The 17098-nt window shown below is 64.9% G+C and carries 14 protein-coding genes; 2 read left to right on the top strand and 12 right to left on the bottom strand.

Annotated elements, in window-relative coordinates; genetic code table 11:
• Nucleotides 1-5: 5 nt before the first annotated feature.
• Complete coding sequence (locus Q0O40_RS02895; protein ID WP_295525945.1) at nt 6-1331, bottom strand: FAD-dependent oxidoreductase; 1326 nt, start codon at nt 1329-1331, stop codon at nt 6-8.
• A 144-nt stretch (nt 1332-1475) separates the two neighbouring features.
• Between Q0O40_RS02895 and Q0O40_RS02900 the strand changes: the two genes are divergently transcribed.
• Both Q0O40_RS02900 and Q0O40_RS02905 read left to right on the top strand, forming a co-directional pair.
• Entirely contained in the window at nt 1476-2798 is a 1323-nt protein-coding gene (locus Q0O40_RS02900) for an NADH:flavin oxidoreductase/NADH oxidase family protein (protein WP_295525948.1), read from the top strand.
• Nucleotides 2799-2865: 67 nt separating this feature from the next.
• Nucleotides 2866-3654 carry an SDR family oxidoreductase gene (locus Q0O40_RS02905; protein ID WP_295525951.1) on the top strand — a complete coding sequence of 263 codons (789 nt, stop codon included), beginning with the start codon at nt 2866-2868 and terminating at the stop codon, nt 3652-3654.
• On the opposite strand, the gene Q0O40_RS02910 is transcribed toward Q0O40_RS02905, so the two are convergent.
• The 11 genes from Q0O40_RS02910 to Q0O40_RS02960 form a co-directional block, all read right to left on the bottom strand.
• On the bottom strand, nt 3651-5372 hold the full coding sequence (locus Q0O40_RS02910; RefSeq protein WP_295525954.1) for an amidohydrolase family protein: 1722 nt from the start codon (nt 5370-5372) through the stop codon (nt 3651-3653). The two genes, Q0O40_RS02905 and Q0O40_RS02910, sit on opposite strands and share 4 nt — an antisense overlap.
• A gap of 4 nt (nt 5373-5376) precedes the next feature.
• On the bottom strand, nt 5377-5781 hold the full coding sequence (locus Q0O40_RS02915; RefSeq protein ID WP_295525957.1) for an MAPEG family protein: 405 nt from the start codon (nt 5779-5781) through the stop codon (nt 5377-5379).
• A 146-nt stretch (nt 5782-5927) separates the two neighbouring features.
• A complete protein-coding gene (locus Q0O40_RS02920; protein ID WP_295525959.1) occupies nt 5928-6575 on the bottom strand; it encodes a S8/S53 family peptidase in 648 nt (215 codons plus the stop codon).
• Nucleotides 6568-8274, bottom strand: coding sequence for an ABC transporter ATP-binding protein (locus Q0O40_RS02925; RefSeq protein ID WP_295525962.1), 1707 nt, complete (start codon nt 8272-8274; stop codon nt 6568-6570). Before Q0O40_RS02925 ends, Q0O40_RS02920 begins: the two co-directional genes overlap by 8 nt.
• Nucleotides 8271-9278: a hypothetical protein gene (locus Q0O40_RS02930; RefSeq protein WP_295525964.1), complete on the bottom strand. Its 1008-nt coding sequence runs from the start codon at nt 9276-9278 to the stop codon at nt 8271-8273. Before Q0O40_RS02930 ends, Q0O40_RS02925 begins: the two co-directional genes overlap by 4 nt.
• Before the next feature lie 10 nt (nt 9279-9288).
• Complete coding sequence (locus Q0O40_RS02935; RefSeq protein WP_295525966.1) at nt 9289-10395, bottom strand: hypothetical protein; 1107 nt, start codon at nt 10393-10395, stop codon at nt 9289-9291.
• Between the two features lie 44 nt (nt 10396-10439).
• The gene (qhpC, locus tag Q0O40_RS02940; RefSeq protein ID WP_295525968.1) at nt 10440-10769 is read right to left on the bottom strand and encodes a quinohemoprotein amine dehydrogenase subunit gamma; all 330 of its coding nucleotides are present in this window, start codon (nt 10767-10769) and stop codon (nt 10440-10442) included.
• Complete coding sequence (gene peaB / locus Q0O40_RS02945) at nt 10766-12235, bottom strand: quinohemoprotein amine dehydrogenase maturation protein (protein ID WP_295525970.1); 1470 nt, start codon at nt 12233-12235, stop codon at nt 10766-10768. The genes qhpC and peaB overlap by 4 nt, the downstream gene beginning before the upstream one ends.
• Complete coding sequence (gene peaA / locus Q0O40_RS02950) at nt 12232-14079, bottom strand: quinohemoprotein amine dehydrogenase subunit alpha (RefSeq protein WP_295525972.1); 1848 nt, start codon at nt 14077-14079, stop codon at nt 12232-12234. Before peaA ends, peaB begins: the two co-directional genes overlap by 4 nt.
• Before the next feature lie 139 nt (nt 14080-14218).
• Nucleotides 14219-16417: a molybdopterin cofactor-binding domain-containing protein gene (locus tag Q0O40_RS02955; RefSeq protein WP_295525975.1), complete on the bottom strand. Its 2199-nt coding sequence runs from the start codon at nt 16415-16417 to the stop codon at nt 14219-14221.
• Nucleotides 16414-16881: a (2Fe-2S)-binding protein gene (locus tag Q0O40_RS02960; protein WP_295525977.1), complete on the bottom strand. Its 468-nt coding sequence runs from the start codon at nt 16879-16881 to the stop codon at nt 16414-16416. The genes Q0O40_RS02955 and Q0O40_RS02960 overlap by 4 nt, the downstream gene beginning before the upstream one ends.
• Nucleotides 16882-17098 lie beyond the last annotated feature (217 nt).

A 17098-nucleotide genomic window follows, 5' to 3' on the forward strand; every position in this document is an offset into this window, starting at 1 on the left:
AGGCTTTAAACCGCCAGCGTGACCGCATGGTTCTCGAGTGCATCCCCGCCAATGCCGCGCACACCCCTTTCGGCCAACGCCGCGACTACCGCTGCCGGATCGAGTGCCTGCACTGGCTTGCCCTGTGCCAAAGCCATGGCCGCCGCGATGCCCGCCGCCTCGCCCATCGCCATGCATTGCGGCATGCCGCGCACCGAGGCGAAAGCTGCCGGATCGGCGCAGACCAGCCGCCCGGCGAACAGCAGATTGGCGATCGCGCGCGGCACCATGGCGCGGAACGGCAGCGTATAGTAGTCCCCCTTGGCCACGATCGCATCGTGGGTCATCGCGGCATCGCCACGCATCACGTCATCGATCGGATTGTCACAAGCCACGATCCCGTCCGCCGGTTTGGCGCCCGCCGCCAGATCCCCCGCCTGGATGCGGTGGACGGCCTCCAGCTTGCGCGTTTCGCGCACGCCCACGGTGGGCCCAAGCGCATTCATGCGCGCGTGGGCAAAGCCCGGCACGCGCTCGATCAGAAAGCGCGCGAGCTGGTGGCAGCGCCGCCGCCCTTCCTGCGTCGCCCGCGCCACGCCCTGCGGATCGGTACCGTCCACACCGCGGATATGCACCGAGTTGCAGAACACCGTATCGCGGTGAAACCCGCGCATCAGATAAAGCTTGGCGAGATCAGGATGCAGCCGCCCCTCGGCAATCCCCGCTTCGGCTTCCTTGGTGAAATAGGGATCGCCCCGGGCGAACACCTCATTCCACGGCGCGTTCAGCATCGAGAACGAGAGCGTGACGCCCATCATATTGCCGCGCCCGTCGCCCACTGTGAACGGCACCCCGGCCTTGGCCGAGAGATCGCCGTCGCCTGAACAGTCGATGACCATGCCCGTCTCGAACGTCAGCGGCCCGGTCCGGTCGGTGCCGGCCACGCGGCGGATGTGCCCGTCTTCGATCTGCGGCGCACCGGCAAAAGTGTTCAGATGCACCTCGACGCCCGCTTCCTCGAGCATCTGGAACATCGCGAAGACCGCTGCCTCATGATCGTAGACCACTTCGAACCCGAAATTTTCGAGCGTCGAGTGCCGCACTTCGGCCAGCGGCGGCTGCGCGGCGCAAAGCTGGTCGGTGAGCGCGCCGAACACGCCGCCGATGCTGCGCCCGGTGGGATAGCCGCCGCCCCACGGCATGCCGGGGCAGAACGCCATGACGCCGCCGATCTTGCTGGTCCCCTCGATCAGCCGCACGCGCGCGCCCGCACTAGCCGCGCCGAGCGCCGCGCCGAAACCAGCGGTGCCGCCGCCGATCACCAGAACATCGGCCGCAATATGCCGCTTCATCAATACCTCACCGCCCGTTTCTGCGCCTGAGAATTTGCAGAGAGCGGCGATGGCAGCAAGCGGGAATTGGTGCGCGCTTGCCAGCGCGCCGCGCAGCGGGCTTAATAGGGTCTTAAATCAAGACCGATTCCGGAAAGCCCGCCGATGACTGCGCCCACGATCGCCGACAGACTCGTTCTCCCTTGCGGCGCTGTCCTGCCCAATCGCCTCGCCAAGGCGGCGATGACCGAGGGGCTGGCCGATCCGCAAGGCCGCGCTACGCCGGATCTTGAGCGGCTTTACGGGCTCTGGTCCGATGGCGGCGCAGGCCTGCTGATCACCGGCAATGTCCAGATCGACCGTGACCATCTGGAGCGCCCCGGCAATGTCATCATTCAGGGCCCGCAGGATGAGGCTGCGCTGGCAGGCCTGCGCGCGATGGCGAGCGCCGGCAGGCGCGCCGGATCGAGCAATGCGGGCGGCCACATCTGGATGCAGATCAGCCACGCCGGCCGCCAGACACAGGTCACGGTCAACCCGCATCCCAAAGCGCCGTCGGCCATCGCGGTCGGCTTGCCCGGCAAGCAGTTCGGCATGCCAGTGGCGCTCACCGAGGCGGAGATTCTGGACCTCATCGAACGTTTCGGGTTTGCCGCCGAAGTGGCGAGGGACACCGGCTATACCGGCGTGCAGATCCACGCCGCGCACGGCTATCTGCTTTCGCAGTTCCTCAGCCCGCGTGCCAACTTGCGCAGCGACCAATGGGGCGGCAGCCTTGAAAACCGGGCGCGCATGCTCATGGCCGTTGTCGCGCGGGTGCGCGCGGGGGTGGGGCCGGAATTCCCCATCGGCGTGAAGCTCAATTCGGCCGATTTCCAGAAAGGCGGCTTCGCCTTCGAAGACAGCGTGATCGTGGCGGGCTGGCTGCAGGCAGCGGGGGTCGATCTGCTCGAAATCTCCGGCGGCTCTTATGAACAGCCCGCGATGATGGACATTCAGGGCATGGAAGCCCCCGAAGCGCCGCCGCAGACGGCCTCGACCTCAAAGGCTTCTACCATGGCGCGCGAGGCCTATTTCGTCGATTTCGCCAAAACCATGCGCGCCTCGCTCTCCATGCCGCTCCTCGTCACCGGCGGTTTTCGCAGCCGCCGCGCGATGAACATGGCGCTGGAAACGGGCGGGGCAGACATGATCGGCCTCGGCCGCCCGCTCTGTGTCGATACCGCAGGCCCGGCCAAGCTGCTCGCGGGTGCAGACGAACTCGACCGCTGGGAGAGCAAGCTCAAGCTCCTGCCGCCGTGGCTCTCGTTCCTCGGCGGGCTCAAGATGATGCGCGCGGTGGAGGGCTTTGCCATCACCTATTGGTACTACGCCCAAATCGACGCGATCGCGCGCACCGGCAAGGCCAGTATCGGCATTTCGCCGTTCGCCGCGCTGCTCAGCATTCAGAAAGCGGGCAAGGTTTGGCTCAAGGCGCGCAAGGATTGATAGAGAAATTCCGCCGAGGGGCATCTGCCTCATCACACGGCAGACAAGTACCGGTGAGGATGTAGCAATGGATCTGGGAATTGCGGGGCGCAAGGCGCTGGTTAATGGCGGTAGTGCGGGCATGGGGCGCGGGGCCGCTCTGGCGTTGGCGCGCGAGGGTGTGGACGTGTTCATCTCCGCGCGCGGGGCCGAACGGCTGGAGGCGACTTGCGCCGCCATTGCCGCCGAAACCGGCGCCAAGGTCCATGCCATCATCGCCGATCATGCCAGCGACGAAGGCCGCGCGGCTATCCTCGCCGTCTGTCCCGATCCCGACATCTTCGTCGCCACGTGCGCCCCGCCGCCGTTTACTGGCGATTTCCGTGAGGTTTCGCGCGAGGCGTTCGAACGCGCCGTGGCCACCGCGCTGCTCAGTCCGATCGACTACATCAAGGCCGTGACCGGGCCGATGGTGGCGCGGCGCTGGGGCCGGATCCTCAATATCAGCACCGGGGCGGCCAAGTATCCCGCCGCGATGCGCGTGCTCTCCGGTCCGCCCCGCGCCGCGCTGGCCAATTATTGCCATGCGATCTCCAAGGAACTCGCGCCGCACAATGTGACGATCAACTCGGTGCTGCCGGGGATGCATCATACGCCCGGTATCGAGGACGTGCTGGGCCCCCGCGCCGAGGCCAACGGGCGCACCTATGACGAGGAAGTCGCCGCTTTCGTCAAAGCAGTGCGCCTGCCCGCCGGGCGCTTCGGCGACGCCGAGGACCTGGGCGCGTTGGTGGCGATGTTCTGCAGCGCGCAGGCCAGCTACATGACCGGCCAGTCGCTGGTCGTCGACGGCGGCATCGGCACCTCGACGTTCTAGTTCGGTCCATACCCTGCCCCGCGCACCAGCTTGCCTGGCCGCGCGCCGGTTGACTGGTCAAACCGGCCGATGATCTCGCCCGCGACGATGGTCGCCTCGTAGCCAGTGGCGCGCTGGTGCAGGCGGCGCCCGCCGGCAGGCAGATCGCGCACCACTTCGGGCAAATGGAGCATGAGGCCATCGAGGTCGATCACATTGAGATCGGCCCGAGCACCGGGCACGAGCAGCCCGCGATCATTGAGGCCAACCGCGCGCGCCGCCTTCTGGCTCAGCATGTGGACGGCTTCGGCCAGTTCCAGCCGCAGCGGCCCCGCGCCCCTCACGAACTGGGTCAGCAGGTAAGTCGAGTAGCTGGCATCGCAAATCGCCCCGTAATGCGCGCCGCCATCGCCGAGGCCGGGAACGCAATAAGGATGGCGCAGCATCTCGTGCGCGCTCTCCAGCGACGCATTCTCGTAATTGCCCAGCGCGGCGAGGAAGAGGCCCCGGCCATTCGTCTCAAGCAGCCGCTCGTAGGCGATCTCCTGCGGCGTGCAGCCGCGCGCGGCGGCTTGCCCGGCCATGCTCATATGCGCCGGCGGGGCATAGTCGGGCGGATTGTCGAGCGGGAACAGCCAGCGCCAGTTGCGCGCGAGTTCGTTGAACGGATGGCCGGGGGCGAAATCCTCGGTCAGGAGCGCGGCGCGCAAGTCGGGATCGCGCATCGCGGCGACTTGCTCGTCAATCGAAAGGTGCGCGATCTTGGCCCAGCTCGGGCACAGCACGAAGGGGTGCACCGTCAGTTCCAGCCCTGCGATCAATCCGATCGGGCGCGGCATCACTTGCGCATGGGCGATGCCGCCCGCCGCATTGGTCGCCTCCAGCTTTTCCAGCACCCGCCGCCAGCGCGGCGGCGCGTCGTTGCCCGAAGCCAGCGTGAACGTCGCCGGGCGGCCGCTGGCGGCGATCACCCGCTCGATCACGGGGTATTCCTTGTCCCACCCGACAAACGCATCGAGCACGACTTGAAACGTCCCCGCGCCCGCATCGGCCATGCCGCGCGTGATCGCCTCCAGCTCGGCAATATCGGTGTCGAACGTCGGGATCGCCGCACCATCGGCGGTCTTGTGGATCGACAGGCGCGAAGTGGCAAAGCCGATCGCTCCGGCGCGCATCGCCTCGGCAGTCAGGCGGCGCATGAGCGCAAGATCATCGGCCGTGGCCAGTTCGCGTGCCGCGCCGCGCGCACCCATGGCATAGACCCGAAGCGGTGAATGCGGGAGGTAGGCGGCCACATCGATGTCGCGCTTTCCTGCGGCGACCTTGTCGAGATATTCCGGGAATGTCTCCCAGTCCCACGACAGCCCCTCGGTCATCACCACGCCGGGAATGTCCTCCACCCCTTCCATGACATTGATCAGCATCTGGTGATCGGCCTTGCGGCAAGGCGCGAAGCCTACCCCGCAATTGCCCATCACCGCCGTGGTCACGCCATGCGCGGACGAGGGCGAGAGTTCCTCGGCCCAGATGCACTGGCCGTCATAATGTGTGTGGACGTCGACGAAGCCGGGGGTGACGACGCGGCCCTGCGCGTCGATTTCCTCTGCGCCGCGCCCGCTGAACGCGCCGATGGCGGCGATCCGCCCGCCCGCGATGGCGATATCGCCCTCGATCAGTTCGCCCCCGCTGCCGTCGGCAATCGTGCCGCCGCGGATCACCAGATCATAATCGGCCTGCATCGCCTCACCCTCCGTTCACAAGTCGCCCGATGCCGCCAATCAGCGAGCCGAGCACAAAAATATAGATTGGCGGCATCGAGATATAGAGCGGGATCAGCCGCTTTTCCGCCGCCAGGTGATAGCCCCGCGCATAAAGAACCCGCATGAACGGCCAGATCGCGCCGATCCCGGCTGCCCACAGCGGGCTGACGACATAGGCAAAGAGCCACAGGCCGGGCAGAAACAGCACCAGATGTTCCAGCGTATTCTGATGCGCGCGCACATAGCGCTCATACTCGGGCGGCCCGCTATGCGAGGGAGGCTCGATCTTGAACCGCACCCGCGCCAGCCCCGCCATGAGCAGCGTGAAGTAATAAGCCAGCAGCGCCAGCGCGCTGACGATCACGACATAAGTGTAAGGATCGGACATGGATATGCGCGCGCCTTTGCTGCGAATGCCAAGGCTGGCCTAATGGGACCGGCGCGGCAACTCACACTTTTGTGGCCTGCATGAGCGCGCGCAGACAGCCCCGCCCGGCGCCGCCTAGGTGCAATCATTGCAATTGTTGCGCCGCTTTAAGGATCAGCGCCGGAATCTCGGTTGACCTCGATCAGCCCAGCGGCAGCAAGCCCGGTCACTTGCGCGGTGGCAAAGCTGATGCCGTGGAGATTGCGCTGCTGTGGCACCCCATCAATCGGGCGGGGATAGCCTGAGGCATAATAGAGCCCGTCCGCGCTCAGCCGGACCGAGCCGCGTGCAACATCCCAGTCGAGCCCTACTGCAATGACATCGGCCAGCATGCCCGGCCAGCATGGTGCACCATCTGCGGCGGTTCGCGGCGCGACGACGCGCGCAGTGCTGCGCGCCAATGCTGCGGCAAAGTGATCGGCGTGAGCCGGGTTGGTGGTGCCAAGGCTGAGGTTGCAGAAATCGGCGCCTTGTGCGCTGGCCCAATCCATCGCTGCGATCAGCGCGCGGGGCGAGGCGCGCAGACCCTCGCGGAACACCCGGATCGGCAGGATCAGCGCATCGGGCGCCAGTTCCTGGATCGCGGCGGTCACCGCTGTGCCATGGCCCACTCGGTCGAGCGTTGCGGTTTCGTCTTGCTCCATCGTGCCATCGGCGAGCACTGACACGCCCGGCAGGAGGTGACTGGCTATGATATGCGGATGGCCGGGGTGCACCCCGCTGTCGATCACCGCAATGCGCAACCGTTCAGACACGCAGGTTTGCCTTTCCGTCTGTCAGCGTCACCACCAGATCAGCGCCTTCGGTTAGCGCAGGGCGGTGCGTGATGATGATCAGCGTCGCCTCAGGCAGCGCCTCGCGCAAGCCTTCGGCGACCCGCCGCTCCGTCGCCGCATCGAGCGCCGCGGTCGGTTCATCCAGCACCAGCACCGAAGGCCGGCGCAGCAACGCGCGGGCAATCGCGATGCGTTGGCGCTCGCCCGCAGAGAGCGAGAGCCCGCGTTCGCCCACCGGCGTCTGCAATCCTTGCGGCAGGCGCTCCAGCAAGGGACCAAGTCCTGCAGCTTCAGCTGCGGCCTGAACCTCGGCGGTGGTTGCGCTATCCAGCGCGAAGGCGATATTGGCGGCGATCGAGGTGTTGAACAGGAACGGGGCCTGATCGACCAGCAAAACCTCTCGGCGCAGATCGGCAAGCGCGACATCGCGGATATCCGCCCCGTCGATGGTGATGCGGCCGCTCTGCGGGTCCTGCAGCCTTACCAGCAAGTCCGCCAGGGTCGATTTGCCCGCCCCGCTTTCGCCAAGAACCGCGCAATGCGTGCCTGCCGGGATCGTGAGATCGACACCGTCCAGCACCGCGTCGCGGTCATGGCGGAAATGCACGCCTTCAAAGCGGATCGCGCGGCGCACCGGACCCAGCGGCAAGGGCTCGGCGCGCTGGATCACATCAGGCACCGTGTCGAACAGCTCGAAAATCCGCCCCAGCGAAACACGGGTTGATGCAAGTCCCGAGGATAGCCCCAGCAAGGCCTGCACCGGCCCGAAAAGCCGCGCGTGATAGGCCATGAAGGCCACGAGCGTGCCGATCGTGAGTTCGCCCGAAAACACCCGCCAGCCGCCATAAAGCGTGACTGCGGCGGTCGAGATCGCCAGCAGCGCACCGGGCAGGGCGCCGGTCAGGAAGGAGGCCACCTGCATGCGCAACATGGCCTCGACAAACCGGCCATTGGCATCGGCAAACCGGGCCAGTTCATGCCGCTCGGCGCTCAGCGCGGTGACCACCCGCATCCCCATCACCGTATCGACCAGCAGGCTGCCCAGATCCGCGCCACGCTCGCGCATGTCGCGGGTGATATCGACCAGCTTGCGCTGCAGCCGCACAAACACAAGCACCGCAATGGGCACGAGCACAGTGCCGAGAAGAAACAGCCGCCAATCGAGCCAGACCATCAGGACCACGCTGCCGATCAGGAACAGCACATTGCCCAGCGCCGCCAGCAAAGTGTCGGCGGCGGCGCGCTGCACATCGCTGACATCGCTGTTGATCCGGCTCATCAGATCGCCCAGCCGGAAGCGCGCATAAAAGCGCGGGGACAGCGTCTGCAAATGGCGCAGCAAGTCCACGCGGATATCGAAAAGCATCGCCGCCGAGATTTTCACATAGCGATAGCTGGAGGCGATATTGAGCGCATAGCCGCCCAGCGTCACGCCGATCGTCGCCGCCGCTATCCACCACAAGGCCGCCAGATTGTGCCCGAGCAGCGCCTCATCGATCATCAGCTTGGAAAGGTAGGGCTGCGCCAGCGTGACCGCAGTCGCCATGAGGCTGAGCGTGAGCACAAGTATGAGCCGCCCGCGATAGGGCATGAGGTATGGCGTCAGGCGGCGATAGGTGCGCCACTGAGCGACCGGGGGTGACAGGTGCGCGCCATTGGGCGTCTGCGGGTTGTTCATGCCGCCACGGTGCGTTTGGCCAATCGGCTTCCGGTCAGCACAAAGGCCGGTTCCGGCTCCGAGGCCAGCATGCCGGTGCACCAGGCATAGCCCGCCGCCGTTGCCTCGGCCTGCTCCTGCCACCATGGGCCCGAACCGCCGCGCTGATAGAACGGCAGGCATGCAGCGAGATGGCGGCGCAGCGCGGCAATGCACATCGCGCGATAGTGGCGCAAAAAGGGTGCCGGAGCCTCACCTTCCGCAATCGCACTTGCCACTGCGCCGGCCAGAATGCCGCCACGCGCCGCCGTGGCGGTGCCGTCGCCGCAGAGGGGATCGAGCGCGAGGGCCCCGCTTCCTACGCCCAGCCAATCGTCTCCCACCAGATGCTCCAGCACGCGCGGGGCTGTTTCGAAGCGCGCCGCGACCGCCCCTACCGCGCCGATTGCCGGCGCAATGAGGCGGCTTTGGTCGAGCAGCGCATCCAGCGCATCGCCCACCGCGAGGAGCCAGCCGTCTGGCCCGCCCAGCGGGATCATGAACAGCCAGCCCGCCGCGACAGCCTCGACCAGAACCGCCGAGGGATCAGCACTGGCCGCCAGCACGACCGGTGCTACTGCGGCCTCGCGCTGGCCGAACTGGCGGATACCAAGCTCAGGCGGGCGCGCGTGCAGCGTGAATTGCGGCGTTTCGATTGGGAGAACGCCCTCCGCAAGCGGCAGGGCGGACAAAAGCTCGTGGCCAGGCATCGCCACGGCCTGATGCGGGATGGCCACAGGCTCGGGCTCGTTCCACAACACACTGCGCCGGGTGATCCGGTGCGATCCGGCCACGCAGCCCGCGCCGAACAAACCATCCAGCAAATGCAGCGCCTGCTCGCCCAACATGACCATGGGCGCCGCGCCGCGTTCAGGGCCCGGTGCTGCCGAGAAACCAATGCCGTTTTCGGTCAGCACGGCCTGCGCCGCCGCAATTCCAACCCCGTGTCCGGCGAGATGCACGGATGACCGCCGCGCGGCGGTCATGGGCCTCGTCTCACTTCAGGACCAGCATTCCGGCCATGGTTGCGTCGGCACCGAGGTCCCAGGTCTTTTCCAGCTTCATGGTTTGCGCGTCATAGACTTCGATATCGTAGCTTGCGCCGTAGATGTAGAGCTTCGTGCCATCGCCCGACATGCCGAGCTGGAAGCGCGAGCGGCAGCCGAACTCGACCTTATCCTTCAGCTTGAGACTGGTCATGTCGAATTTCCAGAACTCGCAGCGTTTGTTGCCGGTGGTCCCGTTGGTTACCACGGTATAGCCGGTCTTGCCGTCGGGCGTAATTTCCAGCCCCGACATGCCAGTGGTGATTGGCCCCATCGGCGTAAACTTGAACTTGCGCGTGTTGAGATCGAACTTGCCGAGCCCGAACACCTTGTTGTGCACATAAGGATCGGCGGCGGTGAACAGCGAGACAAGCTGGTTGCCATTGGTCATCTGAAACCCTTCGACACCGCCGCCGAACGCCACGTTCTCATATCCCGTGGCATCAGGCTTCTGCACATCGATGCGATCGGCAACCTTGAGCTTGGCGGTATCGACCACCAGCACTTTTTCCTTGAAGATATAGAGCGATTTTCCATCGGGCGAGACCATCATCGGCGCGCGAAAGCCGCCGCTCATAGCATCATCTTCGGGCTCCAGGTCAGCGGTGCGGACGACCTTTTGCAGCTTGATGTCGATCACCGCGTACATCTGCTTGCTGACCTTCCAGCGGTCGATCAGCTTGTCCATGCGCATCATGGTGGTGTAGAAATAGCGCCCGGTCGGGTCGGGAGCGCCGCCATTGAAGCGGTAGCGTTCGGTGGGCGTGTTAAGATCAAACTGCGTGAGGATGGCGTGCGACTTCGCATCCATCACGATCACGCTGCTGTTGGTGATCGTGGTGGCGAAGATCTTCGCCTGATCGGGTGTGACCCGCAAGGACACGGGGAGGCCGCCCGGCAATTGGATCTTCTCGCCGATCTTGCCCGTGGCCTCATCAACCGTGAACAGCTTGTCGGGATACGTGCCCAGCATCAAGGTGCCAGCCATGACGGGCATGCCGACGGCAAGGGCAAGCGCTGCGGATCCTAGCGCGGTCTTCCGGGCAAGCGAGATCATGCAAAAGTCCCTTCTCAGTCAGCAATCCGGGCGGGGGCAGGGAATTACGGGAACACGATGTCGAGGCTGCGCCAGTCCTTGGTCGCGGCCGCGCAGTTGCTTGCCCAATCCGGCGAATAGTTGACATGGTCGGCCATCTGTACAGGCCAGAAGCAGGTGACATAGCAATCGTAGATGTCGCGTTCGGCGGGCTGGCACAGACCAGCGGTGCCGCCGGTGGCGTCCACTTCCCAGCCGGGCGAGAACGAAAGCGAGCAGCCCAGCGGCACGTGCGGCCGGGGTGCCTGCTGCAGTGCGACGACATCCTCGTCCATCGATGCCACATCGGCTTCGATCTTGAATGCTTTGGCGTTAATCGGTTTCAAGTGCTTCATGACAAGCCCTTTCGTTCGGCGAAACGGGTGAGAAATTCCGGATTGCGCTGCGCCAGCACGCCGTAGATCTGCAAGCAGCGGTCGGTCCACTGGCGAATCCAGTCGCAGTAATGCAAGTTGGCATGGCCAGTGTCGCCATAGCGAACGAAGGCTTCGTGGTGGCAGCCCCCGGCGCACATCGGCCGCGCCCAACAAGTGCTGCATTCATACTTCGAGGCGACATGGCCCTTGGTCAGAAAGGCCTCGCGCTTGGTCTGGTCGAGACCCGTGTCGATATGGCCAAGCGTATGCGTGTCGGCATCGGTGAAGCGGTGGCAGGGCGAAAGATCGCCCGACGGGCTAACGCCCAGCAGCCCCAGACCGGCACCGCACGGGTGCGACTTGTTGGTGCCCGCGATCAATTCGGAGATCGTTTCGGACACATTGGTAAACCCATGGACTTTGCCTTGCAGCGCGTATTCCAGCCATTCATCGGCCAGCGCCTCGAAATCGGCGAGCACCCCGGTCATGGCATCGCCGTCCAATGCATAGTCGCGCTCTTCGCCCGAAGTGGTGACGGGCGCAAAGCCGACTTCGTGGAAGCCAATGTCATGCTTGAGGTGGCGATAGATCCGTTGCACGTCGGTCACCCCGGCGCTCAGCGTCACGCGCGCGGTCACGGCGCGGGTCCTGTGCCCGGCGATGAGCTTGCGCAGCCGCGGCTCCATCACGGCATAGCTGCCCTTACCGTTCTTGTAGACGCGGCGTGCATCTTGCAGTTCGGGCGGGCCGTCCATCGACACGGTGACGCCGATTGCGTGGTCTGACAGGAACGCGATGATCTCGTCGGTCAGCAACGTGGCGTTGGTCGTGAGGCTGTAAGTGATCCGCTTGCCTACGGCGGCGGCGGCCTCATCGGCGTAAAGCACCACATCCCGCAGCAGGCGAAAGTTCATCAGCGTTTCGCCGCCGAAGAAGGTGATGTGCACTGCCTCGCGCATTTTGGCGCTGCTAAGCAGGAAATCGACCGACGACTTGGCGGTTTCCAGCGACATGTATTTGGGCTTGCCAGCCGGGGTGGCGATCTTGTCGGCGCCGAACTCGTAGCAATAGGTGCAGGCCAGATTGCACTGGTTGGTGACGTTGAGCACCAGCGCCTGGAGCGGATAATCCGCAGGCGGGGCCGCTGGCATGAGCGCGCGGACCACCTGCGTTGGCTCGATGGCGCGCGCCAAGCGCAGTTCGCGCACTAGTTCTTCTGCATCCGTCGCCGAAACGCCATCGTCCACCAGCGCGCGCACCAGATCATCATGGTCCAGTTCGCCATGCTGGCAGAGCAGATCGAGGACTTTGCGCGTCATGGCATCGGCGGCAAAGATCGCGCCCGCCGTTACCAGATAGATAAACTCCGCGCCCTGCGCCCGAAACTCATGGATTTCGCCGCTGCGATAGCGGTGCGTGAGCCCAGTGGACGTCATGATGTTCATTGCGACACCCCGGGGTTGTCCCACCGCTTGTAGGCAGGAATGGTCACGACAAGATAGGAACGTGCGGTCAAGGGCTGGCCGGTTGCATCCTTTTCGGTCTTGGCGGTCGCAACCACCCAGATATCGCCGTAATTGTTACGGTTCCCGCTGCGCTCCGGGTTCGGCCCGTCGCTTGCGGGGGTGAAGAAGCCCGCCGGGCTCAGCTTGCCGACAAAGTCCTTATCGTCGTCATAATAGGTGGCCTGAAACTCGTCGACGGTGAAATCGGCTGGAACCACGCCCACTTTCACGTCGTCGGCGGTATGGGCCTTGCCGTCTGCGCCAGCATCGAAACCCCATGCTTCGAACTGGGCATAGCCCGGCGTGCGTTTGCCCGAACCAAGCCGCGAAACGCTCGTTTCCGGCGTGACCTTCAGATACTCGATCTTCTGGTAGACCGGCAGAGCGCCGACCAGAACCGCCGACGCGACTGAGACATCATGCACCGAAGGTTTCACATCGGCCGCTGCATCGACGGTGACAACGACTTCTCCGGGCGAAGCCGAAACCAGCTTGGTCACGGTAACGCCCGCGCCCAGATCGATATCCTTGGCCGTCAGCCCGGCGGGGAAGGCATCGCCATAAATGTGCATGGTCTGCGCCTTGGCGCCGCCCTTGATCGCGGCGGGCCAGATCGCGCCGATCACCGGGCTGCCATCGGCGCGGGTCAGCGTCACGTCGTAGCCGAATTCCTGATAGTCCCCCCAAAACCAACGGCCTGAGGCGCTCTTGCGATCCGGGTTGAACAGCATCGTGCTGCGCAGCGGCTGGTTGAATGCACCCGGCCCGGCGGGCGCACCGGCAGGCACCGCGCGGCCGCGCCAGGCATAACCGCCATAGACAAGGCCGCCGCCCGGCGCATTCAGCACATCGCCATCGGCAAGGCTCCGCAAGGCCGTCTCGGTCTTGAACTCGCCCTCCGCCGCGCCCGGGGCGACGGTGAAGGTGCCGTAAAACAGGCCCTTGCCCGGCAGCCATGCGCTGGCGAGCCATTTGCCGGCGAGGCGCGGGGCCTGCTTGCGCGCTTCCCAGGCGGTCCATTCCGGCGTTTTGAGCGGAGCGTTCTTGCGCAAGTATTCCAGCGCCACCTGCCCGGCCATGACCGGAATAGTGCCGGGCTTGTTCACGATGGGCTCCGTCGTGCCGAATACCGCGCCCGGGCGATCGGTGGCGGGGCGGCGATACTGGGCATCGGCCTGCGAATAGAGCGCGACGTGGAAGTCCTGCAGGTTCTTCCACTCCGCCGAAGACCTGCGCCACGAAAGCGGCTGGGCGAATGCGTGGCAGGCGGCGCAACTCGTGCGCACCGATTCGCTTGGGATATTGGTTTCGTCGATTAGTCGCTTTTCGACCAGATACTGGATCGGCTTGGCCTCTTCCGGTGCAAGCCCATGGGTATCGGCGAGATAACGCACGATATGGCGGGCCTCATTGGGAGAGAGCACGGCACCGTTCAGGCGAACCATCCGCTTGATCGCCGAATCCCAGCCTTCGGGGGTCGTGCGCACCCATGAGATGCGCGAAAGGTTGCCTTTGGCGTCTGCCGTGTGGCACGTGCCGCATTTCTCGCGGGTCAGCCCGTCAGTAACGGGGATACCTTCTTCTTTTTCAACGGCTTCTTCTGCCGAAAAATTGGCTTGGCCGATAACGGTCGTTGCCGAAAACAAGCTGACCGCGCCAAACAGCAGTGCCCGGGTAAGGTGGCGCAGCGCCTTGCCAGCAGGCGGTGGACTTGCGGCCGCGGGCGAGGCATCGCATTGGCCAATCGGCGAGAATGGTACTGTTGCCGCGACTGGATCGTCCATCTGCGTAAAGCCCCCGAAAAATTTCCCCGATGTGCCCCTTGGCAAGCCTGAATTCTGTACAAACGTTCAGTTTCTGTCTAGCTTCATTTTACGTATTCCCAATTGCCAGAAACAATGGGTCGGCATCCAGAATCGCTGATCAGGACAATTGCAGCGGCAAAGCCCTGAGCCGTTTACCGGTGGCCGCGCGAATGGCGTTCGCCACCGCCGGAATGACCGGCGGCAGGGTAGGCTCGCCAAGCCCTGTCGGCGGATAGTCGCTCTTCACCCAGCTGATCGCGATCTCTGCCGGCTTGGCATCCATGCGCAGCAAGGGGAAATCGCTGAACGTCACCGTCTGCACAGCGCCCGCTTTCTGTACCACCGGCTGCCAGACCAGCGCCTGCGCCAGCCCGTCAATCGCCGCGCCCTGCGCCTGATGCTCGGCATTCAAAGGATTGATGATCTGCGAACCGATATCGCCCGCGATCCAGACTTTGTCGACTTTGACCACCCCGTCGGCCACCGTGACATCGACCACTTCGGCAAAGTAGCCCCGGTGGCTGAAATAAAAGCCGAAGCCGCGCCCCTTGCCAGGCACTGCAGAAGGCTGTCCTGTCCACCCGGCCAACGCCACGACGCGTTCGATCACCGCGCGGGCGCGGGCCGTGCTGAACACCACGGTCGGCCGCTCGGTGGGCAGATCGCGCGGCGCGCCCAGCGTGCGCAGCATCAGCGCGGGCAAGTCGGTCCCGGCGGCCTCTGCCACTTCATCCATGAAGCCTTGATAGACAAACGCCATGGCGTTCGAAGTTGGCGCGCGCAGCCACCCGGTAGTGAGGTTGGTGGTGAGGAACGACTGCGTGAGATGGGTGTCGGGCACGACCGAGGCGGGAAATTCAGAGGCGGGCATGTCCGCCGCGCGCAAGGGCTTGCCACCCGCGCCAAAGGTCACAAAGTGATCCTTGAACGCCACCAGCGCACCGGCGGCGTCAAGCCCCGCGGTGAAGCGGTGCCATCCGGCGGGCCGGTAATAGTCATTGCGCAGATCGTCCGTCCGGTCGAACAGCAGCTTGACCGGGCGGCCGGGCAGCGCTTTTGCCGCTTGCGCGGCCATCACCATGTAATCGTTCATCAGCCGCCGTCCGAATCCGCCGCCGATGCGCGTCATATGGATGGTGATGGCATCGGGCGCGATCCCCATCATGGCGGCCACATCCTTGCGCCCGGCAGCCGGGTTTTGCGATGGGGCCCAGAACTCTAAAGTGCCGCCCGCGTGCCACAGCGCGGTGCAATTCTGCGGTTCCAGCGTGGCATGGGCGAGGAAGGGATAGCTGTAGTCGGCGGTAATCACTTTGGCCGCGCGCGACAGCGCCGCATCGGCGTCACCCGCCTTGAACAGCGTGGCTTCTGCCGCCTTGCCCAGCGCCTCAGCGGCTTTCTTGGCATAAAGCTCGGTCGAGAAGCCTTGCTGCGCGGCGGTGTCCCACTGGACCACAAGCTTTTCGCGCAGCTTCTGCACGGCCCACCACGAAGTGCCGACAATGGCCACAGCGTCCTGCTTGCCCGCCGCGCACTGGCCGCTGCTGATCGGCACGACCGCCATTACACCGGGCGACGCCTTGACTGCGGCATCATCATGGCTGGCCAGCGTTCCGCCGATCAAGGGGCATTTGACGATGGCTGCGTGAAGCAAGCCGGGTAGCCGGGTGTCGATGCCAAACAAGGGCTCGCCGCGTACGATCTTGGGCGTATCCACCCCTTTTCTCGGCGTGCCAATGATATGGAACTGATCGGGTTTTTTCAGCGCGACCTTCGCCAGTTCGGGCGCGGGCTGCGCAGCGGCGGCCTTGGCGAGCGAGGCATATGTCGCGCTGCGCCCGCCCGCGCTATCGATCACCCGCCCGGCCGAGGTTTTCAGGCTGGCGGCATCAACCCCCCACTGCGCCGCCGCCGCGCCCACCAGCATGGCGCGTGCGGCTGCTCCTGCCTGCCGCGCCGGGAGCCAGTTCACCGGCGTGGCGTTGCTGCCGCCGGCGACTTGCGGGCCATAGATCTTGTCATTCGCATCGGTCTGCTCGATCTGCACCTGCTCCCACGCCACGTCGAGCTCGTCTGCCAGCAGCATCGGCAGCATGGTCTTGATGCCTTGTCCGATCTCGGGGTTCTTCGCGCCAATGATCACGGTATTGTCCGCCGCGATCCTGATGAACGCATTGAGCACGGCGGCCTCAGGGATGCCCGGCCCGGCGGCCAGCGCGATCTGCGCCTCGAACGTAATCGCAGCCCCGCTTGCCAGCGATGCGGCGATGAACGAGCGGCGGCTCATGGCCGGCTGCGCCGTCAACGGCGCGCTCATGCTTTCGTCTCCAGACCGGCGGCTTCGCGGATGGCCTGTTCGATCCGCACATAAGTCGCGCAGCGGCAGATATTGCCGTTCATCCCGCCAAGAATGTCATCGGCGCTGGGTTTGGGGGTGGCGGTCAGCAACGCTGTCGCCGACATGATCTGCCCCGCCTGGCAATAGCCGCACTGCGGAACGTCGATCTTGATCCACGCATCGACCACTTTCTTGCCGATGGGGAGCGCCGTCACGCCTTCGATCGTGGTGATCTGCTTACCGGCGGCCTCGGCAATCGGGGTCTGGCACGAGCGCACCGCCTGACCATCGAGCAGGACCGTACACGCCCCGCACAGGCCCGCGCCGCAGCCAAATTTGGTGCCAGGCATGTCGAGATCCTCGCGCAGCACCCACAGCAGTGGTTTGTCGGCATCGGCTTCCACCGTCCGTTTGCGGCGGTTTACAGTCAAAACCACGGACATGGGCGAGCTCCGTCTCTGCAAGTGGGCGGCGAATCAAGACTCCAGCGAAAGCAAATCTGAACAGTCTTCAAGGATCGCGTCAAGCGGCGAAGCCAAGGTGGGCACCAAGGCATTGCGCACAATCATGCCAAAAAGCGGATAATCCAGGCGTTGGCCCGCCTATATGGCCTCAGCCGATGACCGGCGATCCACTTGGCGGCACAAAGCCAACGATGCC

The organism is Novosphingobium sp. Chol11, from assembly GCF_945870625.1.
In the GTDB taxonomy this organism is placed as follows: Bacteria; Pseudomonadota; Alphaproteobacteria; order Sphingomonadales; family Sphingomonadaceae; genus Novosphingobium.

Bases quoted from the DNA above. Each gene is read 5' to 3' on its own strand.
- Q0O40_RS02910 (WP_295525954.1), bottom strand. From the start codon at position 5,372: ATGCAGGCCGATTATGATCTGGTGATCCGCGGCGGCACGATTGCCGAC.
- peaB (WP_295525970.1), bottom strand. From the start codon at position 12,235: ATGAACATCATGACGTCCACTGGGCTCACGCACCGCTATCGCAGCGGC.
- Q0O40_RS02960 (WP_295525977.1), bottom strand. From the start codon at position 16,881: ATGTCCGTGGTTTTGACTGTAAACCGCCGCAAACGGACGGTGGAAGCC.
- Q0O40_RS02900 (WP_295525948.1), top strand. From the start codon at position 1,476: ATGACTGCGCCCACGATCGCCGACAGACTCGTTCTCCCTTGCGGCGCT.
- Q0O40_RS02905 (WP_295525951.1), top strand. From the start codon at position 2,866: ATGGATCTGGGAATTGCGGGGCGCAAGGCGCTGGTTAATGGCGGTAGT.
- Q0O40_RS02935 (WP_295525966.1), bottom strand. From the start codon at position 10,395: ATGATCTCGCTTGCCCGGAAGACCGCGCTAGGATCCGCAGCGCTTGCC.
- qhpC (WP_295525968.1), bottom strand. From the start codon at position 10,769: ATGAAGCACTTGAAACCGATTAACGCCAAAGCATTCAAGATCGAAGCC.
- Q0O40_RS02925 (WP_295525962.1), bottom strand. From the start codon at position 8,274: ATGAACAACCCGCAGACGCCCAATGGCGCGCACCTGTCACCCCCGGTC.
- Q0O40_RS02895 (WP_295525945.1), bottom strand. From the start codon at position 1,331: ATGAAGCGGCATATTGCGGCCGATGTTCTGGTGATCGGCGGCGGCACC.
- Q0O40_RS02915 (WP_295525957.1), bottom strand. From the start codon at position 5,781: ATGTCCGATCCTTACACTTATGTCGTGATCGTCAGCGCGCTGGCGCTG.
- Q0O40_RS02955 (WP_295525975.1), bottom strand. From the start codon at position 16,417: ATGAGCGCGCCGTTGACGGCGCAGCCGGCCATGAGCCGCCGCTCGTTC.
- peaA (WP_295525972.1), bottom strand. From the start codon at position 14,079: ATGGACGATCCAGTCGCGGCAACAGTACCATTCTCGCCGATTGGCCAA.
- Q0O40_RS02930 (WP_295525964.1), bottom strand. From the start codon at position 9,278: ATGACCGCCGCGCGGCGGTCATCCGTGCATCTCGCCGGACACGGGGTT.